The following is an 18,643-nucleotide window of genomic DNA, read 5'->3' as shown; positions in this document are numbered from 1 at the left end:
TCGTTTGATGCGTGTCGGTCGGCTGGTCCCCCTGTGCTTCACGAGTCTTTCACGCGGGCAGGGGCGCCGGACGGCTCCCGCACATCCTCAGAAGGTGGCCTCACGGGAGTAGGCGGCGCGCAGCGACTCGGCAATCCGTAGCGGGGCGGTCAGACGGACGCCGGCTCCTGCTGCGCTGCGCTCCCGCTCGGCAGCGGGGCTCGGCACCGCGTCCTCCGGTTCAGGACCGAGGGCCTCGTCGGCATCGGCGGCCACGTCGACGACCGTCGGCGTGTATGCCGGGTCCACGGGTGGCGGGAGCGGTGCGATGTCGAGCGGCACCGCCGGGGTGCGGGCGGTGAGCTTGCGCCTGGCTTCTCCCGGGGTGAGACCGAGGCCCCTGATGACATCCGCGAGCTGCCCGGTGACCTCCCCCAGCGTGGGCCGGCCGGCCGGGTCCTTGGCCAGCATGGCGGCGATCACCGGCTTCAACTCCGGTGCCAGCCCCGTCAGATCGGGCTCGGCGGCGGGATCCTCGATGCGCAACGCGACGGCCTGCCAGCTGGGCCCGGTGTACGGGTAGTGTCCGGTCGCCGCGTAGAGCAGACAGGCGCCGAGGGCATAGACATCGGCGCCACGGCCGAGGTCGGTCTCGCCACGAGCCTGCTCGGGCGGCATGCACAGGACCGAGCCGACGACGACTCCGGTGGCGGTCAGTACGGAACGCCGCTCGGCGAGGACGGCCAGGCCGAAATCGATGACCTTGGGGCCGTACTCGGCGAGCAGGATGTTCTGCGGCTTCAGGTCGCGGTGCAGCAGCCCTGCCTCGTGAATGGTGCCGAGCCCCTCGGCGAGCAAGGCGCCCAGGCTGGCGGTCTCGGCCAGGGGCAGTGGCCCGTGCCCGGTCACGTACGTCCGCAGGTCGGGTCCCGCGACGTACTCGACGGCGAGCCAGGGCTGGTCCGCCTGGGCGTCGGCCGCTACGAACGCGGCGACGCACGGGCCGTACACCACTTTGAGGCTGTCGACCTCGGACACGAACCTGGCACGGGTGTCCTCGTCGAGGACCGCCGGTCTGATCACCTTCACGGCAACCAGGTGGCCCGCCTCGGACTCACCGAGATAGACGAGGCCCATGCCGCCGGCACCGATGCGCCCGTGCAGGACGTAGCCGCCGATCCGGGCCGGATCCTGGCCGCTCAGTGGCTCCACGGTGACGGCCTCTCCTTCGGCGCTGGCAGCGGGATGTCGAGGATATACGGGCGGCTCGCGGCGGGGCCCCAGTTGCGGGACATCGCTGCGAGTGCCTGGCGGCGCACGAACTACTGGGAGGCGGCCTTCCCACTCAACGCCCACTGAATGTGTTCCGCAGGTCAGCGGGGTACGGATGACGACTCCAAGAGAATCTCTTCACGGCCCGTCGATTGGGAGACTGCCGGTTCCAGAGGCTGAGGACGGAATGCCCGGCGCTGCACGTGTCGGGCACGGGCAGGGCACCGGCCACCTCTCCCGCCGGGCGCCCGGCCTGCTGCGGGTCCTGCGGGGGACCGACCCCGAGCACGTCCTGCTCGACGGGACGCTCGCCGAGTGCGACCGGGTCGGTGACAGCCGGGCCGACTTCTCGCACGAGCACCGCCGCCACGGGGTGAACGTGCAGGTCGTGGCCGATCCCACGGGCAGGCTGCTGTGGATCTCACCCGCCCTTCCCGGCCGCACCCACGACCTGACCGCGGCCCGCACCCACCGCATCATCCGGATCTGCGAACGCCAGGGCGTCCCGATCCTCGCCGACCACGCCTACATCGGAGCTGGCCCCTGGGTGACCACGCCGATCAGACGGCTTCCGCACCAAGACCTCAACCCCACCCAGCGGACGATCAACCGGGCCCTGTCAGCAGCACGAGCACCCGTCGAACGAAGCGTCGCGCGACTGAAGTCCTGGCACATCTTCCGCCGAAGCCGCTGCAGCCCCCACCGCATGTCGGTCATCGCCGCTGCCGTCCTCACCCTGGAGAGGCAACGCTGAAAGTGCTCACTGACAAGGTGATGCCGTTGGAGCGCCGGCACGTGCAGGGCCCGTGCTCCAACGCCCGTCACGGTGCCGAACGTTTCCGCTGCAGCAACCAGGTACCCCCTGTCACCGCCCCCGTCACCAAAAAGCCCACCATCAGCGACATCCTGAATTCCTCCATCTTGCTGCCGTCGTCCGCCACAACCACCGACAGCGTCGTGATGACGGCCGTGATCACTAGCCCAATGGCCAGGTTCTTGCGCACCAGCGATTTCAGCATTTTCTCCTCGTTTCTCGATGAGTGCGCCGCAGTATCGTCCTCTTGCGTCGCGTTCTGTTACGAAGGCACACTCGCGAAGGCGGCCCGGTGTCGCACGACTTCACGCTGAACGGGTACCGCTGCCGGGTAGCGGGGTGAGCGAAGCCGGCAGCGGCACGCCTCCGTTACAGGATTTCGATCCAGTCGACGTGGGGCGGCCTGTTGGGGAAGGTGATGATGTAGTGCTTGGGGTAGGTGACGGTTGTCCCGTTCACGTCGTGGTACGTGACCCTGTTGTTTCCGGTGGAGATCTTGTCGACCCACACGGCGGTGCCCGGCCCGCTCGCTGCGAAGTTGTAGGTGCCCTTGTTGGCGAAGCAGAAACTCAAGTTGAAAGAGCCGATGTAGTCCTGGCCGTGCACATCGGCTCGCAGATAGTCGGACGGGCCGCAGTTGACCTTGTCGATGGCATGTGCTGTTCCGGCCGGTATGACGACGGCCATGACGGCGGCCGCGGCTACTGGAAGGGCGAGACGCAGTTTCCTGGACAGCATCCTCTGACTCCTTTTTTTTGGGGTACCGGCCGTCCGGCGAGAGCTCGTCGTGGCGCAACAAAATTGACGGGTGTTTCGCCTGCCAGTATGCGATTTCCACGCTAAAAGCATGGCCCTATGATTGTCAACGGCGGTTTTCCGCAAGGGCATTGGGGTTGTGCTGAGGTCGCGCCGGAGCCACCGGTGGCCTGTAATGGCCCCGGCATTTGGCGCGTCGGGCCCCTATGCGGCCGACCGGTTCACGCCGCGTGAAAATACTCGTTCAAGGCGCTCTTCCAGCGGTTGTTCCAGCGCTGGCGGCCTCGGCCGGTCGGGTCGAGGGCGAGGGTGGCGAGGTAGAGGCGTTTGAGGGCGGCCTGCTCGTTGGGGAAGTGTCCGCATGCCTGGGCCGCACGCCGGTAGCGGGCGTTGAGGGACTCGATCGCGTTGGTGGTGTAGACGACCTGCCGGATTGCGTCGGGCAGGCCGAGGAAGGGCACGAATTCGCTCCAGGCCCGCTCCCAGGTGCCGGCGATCGACGGGTAGCGCTTGCCCCACTTGTCATCGAAGTCCGTCAGCCGCGCCCGGGCCTGGTCCTCGTTGACGGCCACCCGGCGACCTAGGCTTGGCCTGTTGCTTTCACTTCTCGATACGCATTGCCCCAGGAAATGCCCTCTTTCCTCGGGGAAATGACCGGGGGGCAGGAAATAAGGGCGAGCAGGCCTGAGATGCGAGACCATGACTGTTGACGCCGATGCGGATGTCTCCTCGTTATGCTGGTCCGATTTCTGCGGGCCGGCGAGTGTGCCGATGAGACGGGAGACGGTCGGGTCCAAGGCCACCGGACCGAACACGCCCGGCCCGGCCCGCGGCAGGCCGACGTCGGCCAGGCAGGCACCGCCGAGCGCGACGGCCAGCCGGACGCGGCCCATCGTGGGGCCAGATCCTCGAACGCGAACGCCACCGGGTCCGCGCAGCGAAGAACCTCAGGGCGCCGCGCCGGCCGTAGGTCAGGCTGCCGTGCACGAGCGGGAAGAGGATCAGACCGAGCATCCCCCGCATCTTCGGCAGGGCCGAATCCGTCAGCAAGCCCCCCGGGCCACCACGATGCCCGTAGCGCACCAGGCTCCGGCGTCACGGATCGTCCCTCGTCGACGCGGACACCGTCGTCACCGCGACGTGCCGGACGGCGCCAAGGCCTGCGGCCCGCCCGTCTCCGTCGCCAGCTGGCGGCCGCGGATCCTGCGGGCCAGACCGACGAGGACCGAGCGCAGCGCCTCGGCCCGACGGCTGGACGGTACGAACATCTGCTGCTTGAGCCGCGCGGAGCGCTGGTGCTTGGTGATGAACGGACGCAGCCCGGCCTCCCAGGCGTCCAGGGCGGCGTCGAGGTCGTCGGGGTGCTCCTGCAGGGCCGCGCCCAGTGCGGCGCCGCCGCGCAGCGAGGACGTGGCGCCCATGCCCGAGTAGAGGTTCATGCACCAGGCCGCGTCCCCCACCAGCACGACCCGCCTCGTACTCCATCGCGGCATCCGCACCTGGTGCACCGAGTCGAACAGGTGGTCAGGGGCCTCGTCCAGGGAGTCCAGGACGTGGCTCACCACGGGGTCGTCGTCCATCCCGGAGAAGACCGCGCGCAGCCGCTCGACCCGCGACCCGCTGAACTGCTCCTGGATGTCCCTCGTCCGGTAGGTCAGCAGCGCGGTGGGCGCGTGGTCGGCGAGCCCGAACACCCACACCGCCCGCTTGTCGCGCGCGATGATGATGCTGTCGCTCGCCTCGTACGTGGGCACCTGCTCCTTCAGCTGGAAGGCGCAGATCATCGCGTTCCACGTGGTCAGGTGGTCCTCGTGCGGACCGAACACGATCCGGCGCACGCTCGAGCGCATCCCGTCCGCGCCGACCACCAGGTCGAAGCTCTCGCGGTACTGGGCACCGGTGTCGGCGTTCTCGAGCAGGACCTGCACCTCGGCAGGACCCTCGGTGATCGCGACCGGAGTGGTCGCGAACCGCACCTCGATGCCCGTGATGCTCTGCCACAGCGCGGCCTCGATGTCGCCGCGCAGCACCGCTGCCGGCCCTCCGGGCTGGTCCAGGAATCCCAGAGCCGGCCTGCGCCTGCCCCGACGATCCACCGACCACGATTTCGCGCCCGCCTCCCGTTCCGGGTTGCGGGTGTGCAGGTGGTCGGCGATCCCCAGGTCGACCGCGGCCTGCCGGCCCTCCGGGAACAGCCCGACGAAGTAGCCCCCGGTACGCCGCTCCGGCGCCCGTTCGACGATCACCGGCGTCCAACCGGCCCGGCTCAGCCCGATCGCCGCGGACATCCCCGCGATCCCGAGCCCCACCACCAACACCCTCTTCCGCATGGTCGTCACCGCGCCGTGCCGGACAGGGCCGACGATGCGGTGTACTCCGCCGTCATCCGGCGGTGGACGACCTTGCGGATCCGTTCGAGGACGACCGAAGTCAGCACCTCGACCGGCCGGCTGGACGGGACGAACCTCTGTTGCTTGGCCCGTGCGGAGCGCTGCTGCCTGGTGATGTAGGGACGCAGGCCCGTCTCATAGGCCGCCAGAGCGGCGGCGAGGTCGTCGGGGTGCTCCCGCAGGGCCACACCCAGTGCGGCGCCGCCGCGCAGCGAGGACGAGGAGCCCATCGCCGAGTAGGTGTTCATGCACCAGGCCGCGTCCCCCACCAGCACGACCCGACCCGCGCTCCACCGGTCCATCTTCACCTGGTGTATCGAGTCGAACACGTGGTCAGGGGCCTCCTCCAGGGAGTCCAGGACGTGGCGCACCACGGGGTCGTCGTCCATCCCGGAGAAGACCGCGCGCAGCTGCTCGATCGCCGACCCGGTGAACCGGTCCGGGATGTCCTCGGTGCGGTAGGTCAGCCACGCGCAGGGCGCGTGGTCGGCGAGTCCGAACACCCACACCGCACGCTTGGGGCGCGCGACGAGGATGCTGTCGCTCGCCTCGTAGGAGGGCACCTGCTCCTTCAGCTGGAACGCGCAGATCATCGCCTTCCAGTTGACCATGTAGTCCTCGTCCGGGCCGAACACCATCCGGCGCACGCTCGAGCGCATCCCGTCCGCGCCGACCACGAGATCGAAGTCCTCGCGGTACCGCTTCCCGGCGCCGGCGTCCTCGAGCAGGACCTGCACCCCGTCGGCGCCCTCGGTGATCTCGACCGGAGTGGTCGCGAACCGCACCTCGACCGCGTCCTCGGTTCCGTTCGCGGCGATGCCTTGCCACAGCGCGGCCTCGATGTCGCTGCGCAGCACCGATGCCAGCCCGCTGGGCGCGTCCAGCAGTCCCAGAGCCGGCTTGCGCCTGCCCCGGCGATCCACCGACCACGAGTTCCCGCCCGGTCTCCATTCCGGGTTGCGGGTGTGCAGGTGGTCGGCGATCCCCAGGTCGGCCGCGGCCTGTAAACCCTCGTGGAACATGAAGATGTAGTACCCCCAGGTCCGACGCTCGGGCGCCCGTTCGACGATCACGGGCGTCCATCCCGCCTGGCGCAGCCCGATCGCCGCGGACATCCCCGCGATCCCGAGCCCGACTACCAAAGCCCTCTTCTGCATGACTCTCCCCTCTCTGATTACGATCGACTGGTGGACGGCTCAGTCCGGCACGACGACGACGCGGCTGCGGCCGGTGTGCGCCCATGCCTCACCGACCCGGCTCAGCGGGAACGCGGTGTAGGGCAGGTGCAGGGACCCGTCGGCGAACCGGGCCATGACCTCGGGCGCCTCGGCGAGCATCTCCTCGTGGGACACCGATCCGGCGCCGCTTCCGGTGATCCGGATCCGCCGACTGCGCAGCAGGTCCGCGGGCAGCGATGCCTCCACGCCCGCGAGCGAACCGATCTGCACGTAGGACGTGTTCGCCTCGGTGTCCTCGCCGCTGCGGCCCAGCGCGGCGAAGGCCGCCTCGGCGACGGGCCCCCACAGGTAGTCCAGCACGAGACCGGGCGACGTCTCGGACACGGCATCAGCCAGAGCCTGCTCCAGGCCGTCGGGCCCGTCGTGGGCCAGCGACACGGTCGTCGCTCCCGCGCCGCGCAGCCGCTCCAGCGCCTCCGGATCGCGCCCGGCGGCGATGACCCGCTCCGCCCCGAGCGCCAGCGCCCCCTGCACGGCGAGGCTGCCCGACATCCCCGTGGCACCGAGCACCAGCACGGTGCCCAACGCCCCCACTTCCCTGCGCCGCGCGGTCAGGACCGTCCAGCCGGACAGGCCGGGGTTCATGCCCGCGGCGATCGCGAGCGGATCCGCCCCCGCCGGAATCTCCGCCTGGAAGGGAGCGACCAGCCGCTCGGCCATCGTCCCGAAGGGCGGACGCGCGTACCCGGTATAGACCAATCGCCCGTCGCCGGTGCGGGCGACCGCGTCGATGCCCGGCACCAGCGGATACCTCATCCGGCCGCGGCCGTAGTGCCGCCCGGTGGCCAGCCCGCGCACGACGTTGTGCAGGCCGGCTCCGACGAGGTGCAGGGGCTCGGAACCGGGCGGGACTGTCGGCTCGGGGAAGTCGGCGCAGACGGGCGACGCAGCGGGGGCGGTGACGACTGCAGCACGCATCATGACTCTCCTTAACTAAGTTCAATGCTGTAGCCAGCCTGCCTGAACACCGTTAAGGTGTCAACCATGACCAAGGGCATCACCCGGGAGCGGATCGTCACGGCGGCGCTCGAACTCCTCGACGACCAGGGCATGGACGCCCTCACCGTCCGCGCGCTCGCCTCCCGGCTGGACGTCCGCGCCTCCGCCCTCTACTGGCACGTGCGCAACAAGCAGGAGCTGCTCGACGAGATGGCCACCGAGGTCATGCGCCGCGTGGCCGGCGCCTTCGCCGCGGTACCGCCGGGCGACGGGTGGCGCGACGACCTCGCCGCCTACGGCCGCGCGCTGCGCTCGGAGTACCTGCTCCACCGCGACGGGGCCCGCATCTTCAGCGGCACCCGGATCACCGACCCGGACGTGGTCCGCATGAAGGAGCCGTTGTTCGAACGCTGGACCGCGTCCGGCTGGAAGCCCGCCGACGCGGACGACGCCATCGACCTGGTCACCGCGTTCGTCGTCGGCTTCGTCATCGAGGAGCAGGAGAGGCGCCAGGCCGCCGGGGCCGATCCGTCGCGCTACTCGATCGAGCAGCGCGAAGCCTGGCTCGGCGAAGGTGCGGCACTGGTCAAGGAGGCCGGGCACCTCCACGACGACGGCGACCGGCGGTTCGAACGGCACCTCGGCATGGTCCTCGACGGGATCGCCGCCCGGCTGGACGCGTGACTCACCCGCGCCTGCGCACCAGCACCGTCGCGAGCACCGCGGCCTCGACGAGCGCCGCGCCACCCGTCTGCAGTGCGTCTACACCGATGCCGACTACCGCGGCTACCACTACACCATCCCGCCGGGTGAGAAGCAGGAACTTCTGTTCCTCTACGACAACGCAGTGAGCTCCCTTGAGTACGGTGGCTGCGGGGGCTGAGCCGGCTGGCTGACCGAACCCCTCAACCGCCCGCCCCGCCAGGACCGCTGGGAGGCCGGACCGGACCGGGGACCGCTGGGCACCGGACCCACTCCCGCCGACAACCCTGGCGAACCGGAGCCCGTCAGTAACCCTCAACAACCCTAGTTACACCGCTCTTTTGACCCGACCAGCACCGCACCGCACCGCAGTCACATCGTCACCCACACCCGCAGGCACAAGGAACGCCCTGGTTCGGCTACAGCTCTGCGCGGCCGACTGAGGCGTGCCGTGTGTCCGCGCCTGAGCTGACGTGCCGATGGGTCTCCTGGGGGCCATACCAGTCCAGACACATCACGGTGGCATCATCTTGGAGCCGGCCACCGGCGGCATCCCGGACGGCGGACGTCATCATCAGCGTGGTCTCCCGCGGGTGCAGGTTCCGGCTGCGCTCCATCAGACCAGGCAGGTCGATCGTCTCTCCGTGGCGTTCGAGCATGCCGTCGGTCAGCATGAGCAGGCGGTCGCCGGGGCGCAGATCGACAGTCTGGACGCGGTAGGGCCGGGGGCGGACACGGCCAGCCCAAAGGGCGGGTCCACCGCGCATGTAATCGCCTTTGCAGCTCCCGCGCGCATGCGCAGCGGCCAGGGGTGGCCGGCGTTGACGAGCTTCGCTTCTCCGGTGTGGAGGTTGATACGCAGCAGCTGGCCGGTGGCGTGGCCGCGTCCGTGGTCGGCCAGGGCCTGGTCGGCCAGGCGGGCCTGCTCGGCCAGGCCGGCTCCTGCGCGGCGGGCGCCGCGCAGGGCGCCGACCAGAACCGTAGCGGCCAGGGCTGCGTCCAGGTCATGGCCCATGGGGTCGGTCACCGACAGATGCAGGGTGTCACGGTCCAAGGCGTAGTCGAACGTGTCGCCGCTGAGATCTTCGGAGGGCTCCATGCTTCCGCACAGTGTGAACTGCGCGGCCTCGCACGACAGTGACGGGGGAAGCAGCTGGTACTGGATTTCCGCTGCCAGAGTGGGGGGCCGTGTGCGTTTGCCCCAGGTGTAGAGGTCGGTGAAGCGCCCGTTGGCGATCACGATGTAGGCCAGGACGTGAGCTGCTTCCCCGACTGCAAGCAGGACGTCCTCGTCGGGAGCGGCCGGCAGGAGCAGTTCCAGCAGCCCGATCGCATCCCCTCGATTGGTGACGGGCACGATCACCCTCTGTCCTTGGCCGACAGCGTCCTGGTACAGCAGCTGGGTACGGATCACCTGCTCGTAGACGCTCCCCGACATGGGGATCCGTTCCGCTTGCCTGCCACTCTCCGTGGCGGCGGTACTGGAAAGCCGCGCGACCGCCCTTCCCGTCAGATCCACAATGAGGAAGGAGACCTCCATAGCCCCGAAACGCCACCGCAAGTGCTCCGCGACCACATCGACGGCCTCAACCGGCGCAGCCTTTTCCACTGCCGTCAGCAGCCGAGAAAGTTCGCTCTGCTGACCGCTCATGGGCATGGCCCCTTCCTCGAAGGGTCTGGCCGTGTCCCTTGGTCTGGAGACAGACACCACCTTCACCCGAGACATCCATTCTCTAATCAAATGAGCTGTTTGGCGATCGCCCGTGGATACCTCACAGGACTCCGGCCGGCCTAGCTGGCCTGGACGGCCACTTCGTCCTCGCCACGATCCCGGCCTTGTGGCCCTCAGAGCAGTCCACCTACCTCCGTACAGCCGCCTTCAGCTAAGACCGTGTCCTATGTGGTGAGGCGGACGAGTCGGTTGTAGCAGCAGAGAGCTGCGGCGAGTCCGAAAAAGGCCAGGTAGTTGCGGGGATGACGTTCGTAGCGGTGGTTACGTGGCAACGGGAGTCGTATTCGTCGCTGCGGGGTTGCTCCTGTTTGCCACGCGTACCACTCAGTCGGCATCCGACGCCCCGCCTCCGAGCTCCGGTATCCGCGAGGACGACCACTTGATCGCATGACGGCCGCCGCACACCGAGGTCCCTGTCAGCTTGCCGAGCCCTGCCGGTCGTCGAGACGGATGAGCACGGGCGCGCCGGCCGCTTCGGCCGGGGCGAGGGCGGCATCGATGACGACATCGGCGCCGGAACCTTCGTTCCCGTTCATCCGAGGCGGCGGGGTTCAGGCCGACCTGAGCGCCTGGCGGTAGGCCCCCGGAGTGGTGCCGAACTCACGGCGGAAGGCCAGGTGGAAGCCGACGTTGCTCTGGTAGCCGATCCGGGCCGGGATGTCGCCCAAGGCCAGCGACCCGTCCGAGAGCAACGCACGGGCCTCCTGAAGTCGACGTACCGTCAGGTGATGGGCGGGCGAATCGCCGACGAGCGCCCGGAAGGTATCGGAGAACACCGAGCGTGACATACCCGCCTCGCGGGCGAGGGTCTCGACCGTCCAGGGGCGGGCGTAGTCACGGTAGATCGCCACCAAGGACGTGCTGATGCCGGGATGGCGCAGGGCCTGGAGGGCGGGGGAGAGTTCCGTGAGCCGTTCCAGGGCCGTGCGCAGCGCCAGGACGAAGACCATTTCGAAGGCGCGCAGGGCGACCAGTCCGGAGCCGGGGGACGTGCGCGCGATCTCCGATGCGAGGGAGCACAGGGTGCCGTGCAGCAGCGGTTCCTCGGTGAGCATGTCCCGGCGCAGGACGATCACCCGGGGCAGGGCGCGGTAGAGCGCCGGTTCAGCCGTTCTGTCGTAGCGCAGGCTCGCGCAGAGTATTTCGGTGTCGGCCGGTTCGCTGCCGATCGTCACGACGTCCGAGGAACCGGGTACACGTTCCGGCAGTACCGATTTCAACGGCTGGGCGGCCACCTGGTCCGGCCGGCCGGCGAAGGTGTGCGCGGTGCCGTAGGGGAAGACCGCGAGGTCTCCCGCGCCCAGGTGGATGGGCGGCGAGTCGTCGTGGAAGTCGACGAAACACTCGTTGCTCAGCATGTAGTGGAGTACCGCGCAGGAGTCCTCCTCCCCCTGGACACCCCATTCGCCGCCGGCCTGCCACCGGCTGTAGAAGATGTCGCTGAGCCGTAGAGGCCGCAGCAGCTCACCCAGCACGTCATCAGCCACGGACGATCCTTAAATCAGGCAGGTCGGTCGTTAATTGATCGTAGCCCCTGTGTGCCGGACAGTTGTGCTGAGCCGTCCGGGGGGATGGGAAAGCTCAGCGCACCAACGGGGGAGCTTTTTCGATGAATATCGTGATCGCCGGAGGTGGTATCGGCGGGCTGACGGCAGCGCTGTGCCTCCATGCCGCCGGATTCACAGCTGTACGTGTGGCAGAGGCGGCACCCGCCATCCGCCCCATGGGAGCCGGTGTGAACCTGCTGCCGAACGCCGTCCGCGAACTCCATGCCCTCGGGCTGTACGACAGCCTGGCCGAGGTCTCCGTACCGATCGAGCGGCTCAGGTACCTCACCCACCTCGGCGAAGACATCTGGACCGAGTCCCGTGGGGCACCGGCCGGCTACGACTAGCCCCAGCTCGCCGTGCACCGCGGCGCCCTCCAGATGATCCTGGCACAGGCCGTGCGTGACCGGCTGGGCGCGGACGCCGTCACCACGGACGCCCGGCTCCGTTCGTTCGGCGAGGCCGAAGGGTCTGAGCTGCGGATCGGCCTCTCGCACCAGGAGAGCGCCCTGCCGACGGAACTCCGGGCCGATGTGCTGATCGGCTGCGACGGCATCCATTCCGCCGTGCGCGGCCTGCTCTACCCACAGGAGGGCCCGCCGCCGTCCAGCGGTTCGGTGGTGTGGCGGGGAGTGTCCCGCTGCCGTCCCTTCCTGGGCGGACGCTCCATGGTCGTGATGGGTGACGGCGATTGGAAGGCCGTCGTCTACCCGCTCGCCGACCGGCCCGATGACGACGGCACGGTGCCGGTGAACTGGGCCGTGTCCCGGGAGTCGGCCGCACCGGGCGAGGCCCGGACCGCCGGCGCCCCGGCCGGCCCCGTGCTGGGGCCCGTGCCCGACTGGCGTTGCGGGGATCTCGCGCTCGCCGAGGTGCTGTTCGGTCAGGAACAGGTGCGGCAGTTCCCCATGATCGACCGTGATCCCCTGCCCCGGTGGTCCTTCGGGCGGGTCACACTGCTGGGCGACGCGGCCCACGCGATGGCCCCGATGGGTTCGAACGCCACCACGCAGTGCGTCGTCGACGCCCGCGCGCTGGCCCACACGCTCGCGGCCGGTCCAGACCCCGTCCGCGCTCTGTCCGCCTACGACCGGCAGCGGCGGCCCGCGATGAACAGGCTCCAGGTACTGAACCGGGCCAAGGGCCCCGAGGTCGTCATCGACATGGCGCACGGGCGTGCTGCCGGCGGGCCCTGCCGGGCCCGGCAAGCCGTGCCGCGGGCGGACCTGGCCCAGGTGACCGCTTCGTACGCCCGCGCCGCCGGATCCGACCGGGCGAGCGTCAACCGGCCCTCGCCCTACACCGTCCGCGGCGACCGCGGCATACGCGGATCGCACCGAGCCGTCGTCGGCTGACCCGGGCCTCCCCCGGATGCGCCGTCCGCACACCTGCACCCATCTCACCCCTCTGATTCAGGAGAGACATGAACCGCAGCGGCCAGGACTACCTCGACGCACTGCGCGACGGGCGGGCCGTCTGGATAGACGGTCAGCCCGTGGACGACATCACCGAGCATCCCGCCTTCCGTAACACCGCGCGCTCCATCGCGCATCTGTACGACATGGCGCACGAGGGTGAACACCGGGACACGCTCACCGTGCAGCCGGGGGGCTCCGGTCAGCCGGTGCTCCGCGCGTTCCACGCGCCGCGCTCGCACGCCGAGCTGGTCGAGCGCCGACGTGGGTTCAAGACCTGGTCCGAGGCCAGCTTCGGATTCCTCGGCCGCTCCCCCGACTACATGGCCGCCGGGATCGCCGGATTCGTCAGCACTCCCGACGTCTTCGCCGGACCGGAGTTCGACGGCCGGGCCAATCTCGACGCGTACTACCGCCGGATGACGCAGGGCAGCCTCTACCAGTCGTTCACCATCACCAACCCGCAGATCGACCGTACGAAGTCCGCCGCGGAGCAGGAGGAGAACGACCTCTTCGTCCGCGTGGTGAAGGAGCTCGACGGAGGCATCGTCGTCCGCGGGGCGAAGATGATCGGCACAGCCGCGGTGTTCGGTGACGAGATCATCGTCGGCACCATCGAGCCGCTGGCCCCGCAGGACATCGAGTACGCCCTGTGCTTCTCCGTCCCCGTGAACACCCCTGGGCTCAAGTTCATCTCCCGCACCTCGTACGAGGCTTCGGCACGGAGCGTGTTCGACAACCCGCTCTCCTCCCGCTTCGACGAGAACGACGCGCTGCTCGTGTGCGACGACGTCTTCGTGCCGTGGGAGAACGTACTCACCTACCGCAACGTCGAGTCGACGTTCGGGATGTGGTGGCTCACCCCGGCGTACAACAACTTCGTCCATCAGGCCGCCACCCGGTTCTGGACCAAGCTGGAGTTCCTCACCGGGCTCGCCATCCTGATCGCCCGGGCCAACAACACCTACGACCTGCCGCCCGTGCGCATGCAGCTGGGCCGGCTCATCGGCTGGCTCAACATCGCCAAGTCGATGGTGCTGGCGGCCGAGGCCGCGCACGAGGACGTCCCGGGCTCGGGCGGCGTCGTCCAGATCAACCCCGAGATCGCCTCCGCCCACCGTGCCATGGCAGGGGACCTCTATCCGAAGGTTCTGGCCGAGATCAAGATGCTGGCGGGCGGCGGACTGATCCAGCTGCCCGCCTCCGGATACGACCTGACCCACCCCGAACTCGGGCCACTCGTCGCCAAGTACGTCCGTTCACCCGGGCACCCGGCCGAACAGCGGATCAAGCTGATGAAGCTCGCCTGGGACGCCCTCGGCTCCGAGTTCGCCACCCGGCACGAGCAGTACGAGCGCTTTTACCACGGCGCTCCGCACGTCTACCTCCCCGGCATCGTGCGCGACGGCAATCCGGATCTGCTCGCGGCCTTCACCCAATCCTGCCTGGACGGCTACCAGCTCGACGAACAGCCTTTCACGGAGCGGAGGACGGCAGATGGCAGCGCCTGACCGCTGGAGGGCGCTCGCGCTGCTCGCCTGCACCCAGTTCGTCCTGATCCTCGACACCTCGATCATCAACGTCGCGGCGCCGTCGATCGGCAGTGACCTCGGCGTCCAGCCCGCCGAACTCTCCTGGGTGGCCAATGCCTACCTGGTCTCCTTCGGAGGGCTCCTGCTCCTCAGCGGCCGGGCGGCGGACCTGCTCGGCCGGCGCAGACTCTTCATCACGGGTCTGGGCACGCTTGCCGCCGCCTCGCTGCTGGGCGCGCTGGCCGGCAGTGCCCCGGTCCTGATCACGGCACGCGTCGTCCAGGGCATGGGCGCCGCGATGGCGGCCGCCGCCGCGCTCGCGCTGCTGCTGTCGCTGTTCGACGACGGACCGGAACGCCACAAGGCGCTCGGCATCTTCGCCGCGATGGCCGGGGCCGGGGGTGCCGCGGGCACGGTCCTCGGCGGTGTCCTCACCAGCTGGCTCGGCTGGGAATCCACCTTCGCGCTGAACGTCGTCGTGGGGCTCGGGCTGATCCTGCCGGCCCGCCGGCTGCTGCCCGCCGGGAACCGCGCCGGGGACGAGGGCGGCTTCGACCTGCCGGGCGCCGTGTCCGTCACCGGAGGGCTGGCACTGCTGGCGTACGCCTTGGTCAACGCGGGCGAGTCCGGGTGGCAGGATCCGGTGACGCTGGTGACCGGGGCCCTGGCCGTCGTCCTGCTGACCGTGTTCGTCCTCGTCGAACGCCGGGTGCTGCATCCGCTCGTCCCACCGGCCGTTTTCCGCCGGCGCACGCTGCGGCTGGCCAATGTGCTGGCAGGGATGTGGCAGATGTCCCTGTTCCCCATGTTCTTCCTGGTGAGTCTCTACCTCCAGGCAGTACTGGGGTACGAGCCCGTGATGGGCGGTCTCGGACTGCTCCCGCTATCGGTCGTGGTCGTCCTGGTCGCGTCCGGCACCGACCGGCTGATCGGCCGGTTCGGTCTGCGGGCGGTGATGTGCTCCGGGTTCGCGCTGGTCGCGATCGGACTGGTGTGGCAGTCGATGCTCTCGCCGTCGGGTTCGTTCGTCGCCGACGTACTGCCGCCGAGTCTGCTGCTGGGCGTCGCCCTGCCGCTGGTCTCCGTCACCACGGCCGTCGCGGCGACCCTCGGCACAGAACGCGACGAGACGGGGCTCGCCTCCGGACTGGTCAACACCAGTCAGCAGTTCGGCTCCGTGATCGGCCTGGCCCTGCTGTCCGGTGTGGCGGCCGCCCGGACCTCAGCGGTCTCCGGGCCGCGTGACGTCGCACTGACCGAGGGGTTCAGCGCCGCGTTCCTGGCAGGCGCCGCCGTCGCTCTGGTGGCGGCCCTGCTCACGCTGCGGCTGGTCGTACCGGCCGCGCCCGGCCCCGCGAAGGGACCGGGCGACGCGGACGCCGACCGCAGCACCGACCGGGACCCGGTCCTCCCCTGAACCGGCCCGGCGGACGACCCGCCGCGGCCGCCCCCCACCGTGCCGAGCGATGTGGCACGGACGAAAAAATGAACGCAGAGAGGCAGACGCCATATGAGTGAGGACCAGCCGAAGCGGTACCTGGTCACCGGTGCCAACGGCTTCCAGGGCGGGGCCGTGGCCCGGCTGCTCGCCGCGCGCGGGCACGAGGTGCGTGGTCTGGTACGCGACGCCGACCGGCCGACGGGCGACGAAGGACGCGCCTGGACCCCGGTCCGGGGCGACCTCGGCAGCACCGAGGACCTGCGCCACGCCTTCGAGGGCGTCACGCACACGGTGGTCACCCTGCCGCTCGTCTACGAGGCGGACACCGTGCTCGCCTACGCGCGCAACATCGTCGAGGCCGCCCGCGAGGCCGGGGTGAGCCGCCTGGTCTACAACGTCAACACGCCGCTGCCGGAGGAACGGACCGAGCGTGCGGGGTTCGAGACCCGGCGCCTGGCCGAGCAGGTATTCCTCGACAGCGGAGTGCCCACGGTGTCGGTCCGGCCGCCCGTCTACCTCGATAACCTCTTCAGCCCGTGGAACGGCCCGGCGCTCGTCAACGACGGCGTACTGGCCTACCCGCTGCCCGCCGGACAGCGGGTGGCCTGGATGTCCCACGCGGACCTGGCGCAGGTGCTCGCCGCGGCGACAGAGACCGAGGAGCTCGTGGGGCGGGCGGTGGACGTCGGCGGCGCCGACGTACTGACCGGCACCGAGCTGGCGGCGGCGTTCGCTGACGCGCTGGGACGCGAGGTCCGCTATCTCCCGCTCGGTGTCGAGGACTTCGAGGCCGGTCTCGGGCAGTTGCTCGGCGCGGGATCGGCGGCAGGGGTGGCCGGCATCTACCACCATGTGGCAGCCGGCGACCAGGAGCTGCTGGCGGCAGAACCCGCGACGACGGAGCGCCTCTTCGGCGTACGGCTGACCTCCACGGTCGAGTGGGTCAAGACGCAGAACTGGGACATCTGGTCGGGCCGCGCCGCCTGACACGCGCCCGGCGGGCGGGGCACAAGCCCGTGTCCTCCCGCCGGGCACCATCAAAGTGCATGTGCAACACGGGGGAATGAATCATGACGGACTTCGGTGGCTCCGCGCTGCCCTGGACAGAAGGCCCACGACAACTCAACACACCGATCGCCGTGGTCGGCATGGGATGCAGACTGCCCGGGGCCGACACGGCGGAGGCTCTGTGGGAGCAGTTGTGCCGCAGTGCCGACGCGATCCGCCGCGTCCCGAAAGATCGTTTTCCCGGTGCGGACGGACCGGTGTACGACACGTCACGTGGCGGCTTCCTCGATGACGTCGAATCGTTCGACGCCGACTTCTTCGGCATCGCGCCGCAGGACGCCGAGGTGATGGACCCGCAGCAGCGCATTCTGCTACCGGTGGCCTGGGAGGCGCTGGAGGACGCGGGCATCCTGCCCGCCGAGTGGGGTACGGCCCGGACGGCCGTCTACGTCGGCCAGGCGCACGGCGACAACTGGGACCGGACACGGGACGGCCGGGGTGGCTCCCTCGACCTGGACTGCCTGGCCGGCACCCATCAGAGGTCCATGCTCGCGGGACGGCTCTCGTACCACCTCGGGCTGCACGGACCGAGCGTGACGGTCGACGCGGCCCAGGCATCCTCGCTGGCAGCCCTGCACCTGGCCTGCCTGAGCCTGCGGGCCGGCGAGTCGGCGCTCGCCCTCGCGGGCGGCGCGAACCTGATCCTCGGCCCTGACGCCACCGGTATGTTCGACAGCGCCGGAGTGCTCTCCGAGGCCGGCCACTGCGCCTTCGGGGACGCCGGTGCAGACGGCTTCGTACGCTCCGACGGCGTCGCCGTGGTCGTGCTGAAGCGGCTGGACCGGGCGCTGGCCGACGGCGACCGGGTGCGCGCGGTGATCCTCGGCAGCGCGCTGGGCCACGACGGTGCGGACAAGGACCACCTGCTCGACCCGTCCCGCGCCGGCCAGGCGAGGGCGATGCGCTGGGCGTACGAGGACGCCGGCGTCGCCGCCGGGGAGGTCGACTACGTCGAGGCCCACGGCACGGGAACCCGCATCGACGCCGTCGAACTCGGTGCGCTCAACGACGTGCTCGCCCAGGGGCGCCGCCCCGGACACCGCTGCCTCGTCGGCTCGGCGAAGAGCAACATCGGCCACACCGAGGCCGCGGCCGGCGTCGTCGGGGTCATCAAGACGGTCCTGTGTCTGGAGCACGGGCAGGTCCCGCCCAGCCTGCACTTCCACGAACCGTCGCCCGGCGTGGACTGGGCCCGGGTCCCGCTGGTCGTCCCCATCTCCATGGAGCCGCTGGGCACGCCGGGCCGCCGGCCGACGGCCGCGGTGAACGGCCAGAGCATCTCCGGGGTCAACGCCCACGTCGTACTCACGCGCCTCGACACGCCGAAAACACCGGACGGCGCGACGCGGGACGACGGCCCATGGCCGCTGGCCCTTTCCGCGCCCAGCCGTGCCGCGCTCGACGACCTCGTCCGGGCGTACGCCGCCCATCTGGCACCCGACGGGGCAGGCAGGCACGACCGGACGCGGGACATCTGCTGGACCGCCACCACCCGCCGCACGCGCCACGCCCACCGGCTGACCGTGCACGGCGGCGACCACGCGGAACTGCGCAGCGCCCTGCTGAGCCGGCTCGAAGCGCCGGACGACAGCACCTCGGCGCCGGCGGAGGCGGGCGCCGAGGACATCACGGCCGCCTTCCCCGCGGCCGGAGCGGTCGTGACCCTGCCCGCTCATCCTTGGCGGCCCACGCGCCACCCGCTGATCAACTCCACGGACCACTGACAGACCACTCCCACGCGCACGGCGGCGGTACGTCCTCGAGACGTACCGGGCCTCATCGTGCCCATGTGCCATACCCATGGCCCGTACAGCTGGA

General features: G+C 70.0%; 15 protein-coding genes and 3 pseudogenes. 8 read left to right on the top strand and 10 right to left on the bottom strand.

Features of this window, described 5'->3' with window-relative positions; genetic code table 11:
- Window positions 1–87: 87 nt before the first annotated feature.
- Window positions 88–1,191, bottom strand: a complete 1,104-nt coding sequence (locus tag ACFYQ5_RS12500) for a serine/threonine-protein kinase (RefSeq protein WP_389196785.1) — start codon at window positions 1,189–1,191, stop codon at window positions 88–90.
- Between the two features lie 283 nt (window positions 1,192–1,474).
- Between ACFYQ5_RS12500 and ACFYQ5_RS12495 the strand changes: the two are divergent.
- Window positions 1,475–2,005: pseudogene (locus ACFYQ5_RS12495) on the top strand (transposase family protein); the annotation flags it as partial.
- A gap of 67 nt (window positions 2,006–2,072) precedes the next feature.
- On the opposite strand, the gene ACFYQ5_RS12490 reads toward ACFYQ5_RS12495, so the two are convergent.
- The 6 genes from ACFYQ5_RS12490 to ACFYQ5_RS12465 form a co-directional block, all read right to left on the bottom strand.
- Entirely contained in the window at window positions 2,073–2,270 is a 198-nt protein-coding gene (locus ACFYQ5_RS12490; RefSeq protein ID WP_389196784.1) for a hypothetical protein, read from the bottom strand.
- 164 nt (window positions 2,271–2,434) lie between these two features.
- Entirely contained in the window at window positions 2,435–2,803 is a 369-nt protein-coding gene (locus ACFYQ5_RS12485; RefSeq protein ID WP_389196782.1) for a beta/gamma crystallin domain-containing protein, read from the bottom strand.
- Between the two features lie 239 nt (window positions 2,804–3,042).
- The gene (locus ACFYQ5_RS12480) at window positions 3,043–3,522 is read right to left on the bottom strand and encodes a transposase (RefSeq protein WP_389196902.1); all 480 of its coding nucleotides are present in this window, start codon (window positions 3,520–3,522) and stop codon (window positions 3,043–3,045) included.
- Window positions 3,523–3,951: 429 nt separating this feature from the next.
- Window positions 3,952–5,151: an FAD-dependent monooxygenase gene (locus ACFYQ5_RS12475; RefSeq protein ID WP_389196780.1), complete on the bottom strand. Its 1,200-nt coding sequence runs from the start codon at window positions 5,149–5,151 to the stop codon at window positions 3,952–3,954.
- A 5-nt stretch (window positions 5,152–5,156) separates the two neighbouring features.
- Complete coding sequence (locus tag ACFYQ5_RS12470) at window positions 5,157–6,368, bottom strand: FAD-dependent monooxygenase (RefSeq protein WP_389196778.1); 1,212 nt, start codon at window positions 6,366–6,368, stop codon at window positions 5,157–5,159.
- Window positions 6,369–6,407: 39 nt separating this feature from the next.
- Window positions 6,408–7,370 (bottom strand): zinc-binding dehydrogenase, encoded by a 963-nt coding sequence (locus ACFYQ5_RS12465; RefSeq protein ID WP_389196776.1) that lies wholly within the window; start codon window positions 7,368–7,370, stop codon window positions 6,408–6,410.
- 63 nt (window positions 7,371–7,433) lie between these two features.
- Here ACFYQ5_RS12465 and ACFYQ5_RS12460 point away from each other — a divergent pair, with 63 nt between their 5' ends.
- Window positions 7,434–8,072, top strand: a complete 639-nt coding sequence (locus ACFYQ5_RS12460; protein WP_389196774.1) for a TetR/AcrR family transcriptional regulator C-terminal domain-containing protein — start codon at window positions 7,434–7,436, stop codon at window positions 8,070–8,072.
- Between the two features lie 437 nt (window positions 8,073–8,509).
- Here the strand turns inward: ACFYQ5_RS12460 and ACFYQ5_RS12455 are convergent.
- The 3 genes and pseudogenes from ACFYQ5_RS12455 to ACFYQ5_RS12445 all read right to left on the bottom strand — a co-directional run bounded on the left by ACFYQ5_RS12455 (window position 8,510) and on the right by ACFYQ5_RS12445 (window position 11,309).
- Window positions 8,510–9,105: pseudogene (locus ACFYQ5_RS12455) on the bottom strand (PP2C family protein-serine/threonine phosphatase).
- Between the two features lie 881 nt (window positions 9,106–9,986).
- Window positions 9,987–10,079 (bottom strand): annotated as a pseudogene (locus tag ACFYQ5_RS12450) (IS5/IS1182 family transposase); the annotation flags it as partial.
- 294 nt (window positions 10,080–10,373) lie between these two features.
- On the bottom strand, window positions 10,374–11,309 hold the full coding sequence (locus ACFYQ5_RS12445) for an AraC family transcriptional regulator (protein ID WP_389196772.1): 936 nt from the start codon (window positions 11,307–11,309) through the stop codon (window positions 10,374–10,376).
- Between the two features lie 122 nt (window positions 11,310–11,431).
- Here ACFYQ5_RS12445 and ACFYQ5_RS12440 point away from each other — a divergent pair, with 122 nt between their 5' ends.
- From ACFYQ5_RS12440 to ACFYQ5_RS12415, 6 genes are all read left to right on the top strand, one after another.
- Window positions 11,432–11,716, top strand: a complete 285-nt coding sequence (locus tag ACFYQ5_RS12440) for a hypothetical protein (protein WP_389196770.1) — start codon at window positions 11,432–11,434, stop codon at window positions 11,714–11,716.
- 33 nt (window positions 11,717–11,749) lie between these two features.
- Window positions 11,750–12,724 (top strand): FAD-dependent monooxygenase, encoded by a 975-nt coding sequence (locus tag ACFYQ5_RS12435; protein WP_389196768.1) that lies wholly within the window; start codon window positions 11,750–11,752, stop codon window positions 12,722–12,724.
- Between the two features lie 68 nt (window positions 12,725–12,792).
- Window positions 12,793–14,295, top strand: coding sequence for a 4-hydroxyphenylacetate 3-hydroxylase family protein (locus tag ACFYQ5_RS12430; RefSeq protein ID WP_389196766.1), 1,503 nt, complete (start codon window positions 12,793–12,795; stop codon window positions 14,293–14,295).
- The gene (locus tag ACFYQ5_RS12425; RefSeq protein WP_389196764.1) at window positions 14,282–15,733 is read left to right on the top strand and encodes an MFS transporter; all 1,452 of its coding nucleotides are present in this window, start codon (window positions 14,282–14,284) and stop codon (window positions 15,731–15,733) included. Before ACFYQ5_RS12430 ends, ACFYQ5_RS12425 begins: the two co-directional genes overlap by 14 nt.
- A gap of 93 nt (window positions 15,734–15,826) precedes the next feature.
- The gene (locus tag ACFYQ5_RS12420; RefSeq protein WP_389196763.1) at window positions 15,827–16,744 is read left to right on the top strand and encodes an SDR family oxidoreductase; all 918 of its coding nucleotides are present in this window, start codon (window positions 15,827–15,829) and stop codon (window positions 16,742–16,744) included.
- A gap of 83 nt (window positions 16,745–16,827) precedes the next feature.
- Window positions 16,828–18,549, top strand: coding sequence for a beta-ketoacyl synthase N-terminal-like domain-containing protein (locus ACFYQ5_RS12415; protein ID WP_389196761.1), 1,722 nt, complete (start codon window positions 16,828–16,830; stop codon window positions 18,547–18,549).
- Window positions 18,550–18,643 lie beyond the last annotated feature (94 nt).

Source organism: Streptomyces sp. NPDC005794, assembly GCF_042871445.1.
Taxonomy (GTDB): Bacteria; Actinomycetota; Actinomycetes; order Streptomycetales; family Streptomycetaceae; genus Streptomyces.
The sequence above is the reverse complement of the archived record's forward strand: the minus strand, read 5'-3'. Positions and strand labels throughout refer to the sequence as shown.

Excerpts from the sequence above, each read along its gene's own strand:
- ACFYQ5_RS12490 (WP_389196784.1), bottom strand. The coding sequence starts at position 2,270 with ATGCTGAAATCGCTGGTGCGCAAGAACCTGGCCATTGGGCTAGTGATC.
- ACFYQ5_RS12415 (WP_389196761.1), top strand. The coding sequence starts at position 16,828 with ATGACGGACTTCGGTGGCTCCGCGCTGCCCTGGACAGAAGGCCCACGA.
- ACFYQ5_RS12475 (WP_389196780.1), bottom strand. The coding sequence starts at position 5,151 with ATGCGGAAGAGGGTGTTGGTGGTGGGGCTCGGGATCGCGGGGATGTCC.
- ACFYQ5_RS12425 (WP_389196764.1), top strand. The coding sequence starts at position 14,282 with ATGGCAGCGCCTGACCGCTGGAGGGCGCTCGCGCTGCTCGCCTGCACC.
- ACFYQ5_RS12465 (WP_389196776.1), bottom strand. The coding sequence starts at position 7,370 with ATGATGCGTGCTGCAGTCGTCACCGCCCCCGCTGCGTCGCCCGTCTGC.
- ACFYQ5_RS12470 (WP_389196778.1), bottom strand. The coding sequence starts at position 6,368 with ATGCAGAAGAGGGCTTTGGTAGTCGGGCTCGGGATCGCGGGGATGTCC.
- ACFYQ5_RS12485 (WP_389196782.1), bottom strand. The coding sequence starts at position 2,803 with ATGCTGTCCAGGAAACTGCGTCTCGCCCTTCCAGTAGCCGCGGCCGCC.
- ACFYQ5_RS12435 (WP_389196768.1), top strand. The coding sequence starts at position 11,750 with ATGATCCTGGCACAGGCCGTGCGTGACCGGCTGGGCGCGGACGCCGTC.
- ACFYQ5_RS12440 (WP_389196770.1), top strand. The coding sequence starts at position 11,432 with ATGAATATCGTGATCGCCGGAGGTGGTATCGGCGGGCTGACGGCAGCG.
- ACFYQ5_RS12460 (WP_389196774.1), top strand. The coding sequence starts at position 7,434 with ATGACCAAGGGCATCACCCGGGAGCGGATCGTCACGGCGGCGCTCGAA.
- ACFYQ5_RS12420 (WP_389196763.1), top strand. The coding sequence starts at position 15,827 with ATGAGTGAGGACCAGCCGAAGCGGTACCTGGTCACCGGTGCCAACGGC.
- ACFYQ5_RS12430 (WP_389196766.1), top strand. The coding sequence starts at position 12,793 with ATGAACCGCAGCGGCCAGGACTACCTCGACGCACTGCGCGACGGGCGG.
- ACFYQ5_RS12480 (WP_389196902.1), bottom strand. The coding sequence starts at position 3,522 with ATGGTCTCGCATCTCAGGCCTGCTCGCCCTTATTTCCTGCCCCCCGGT.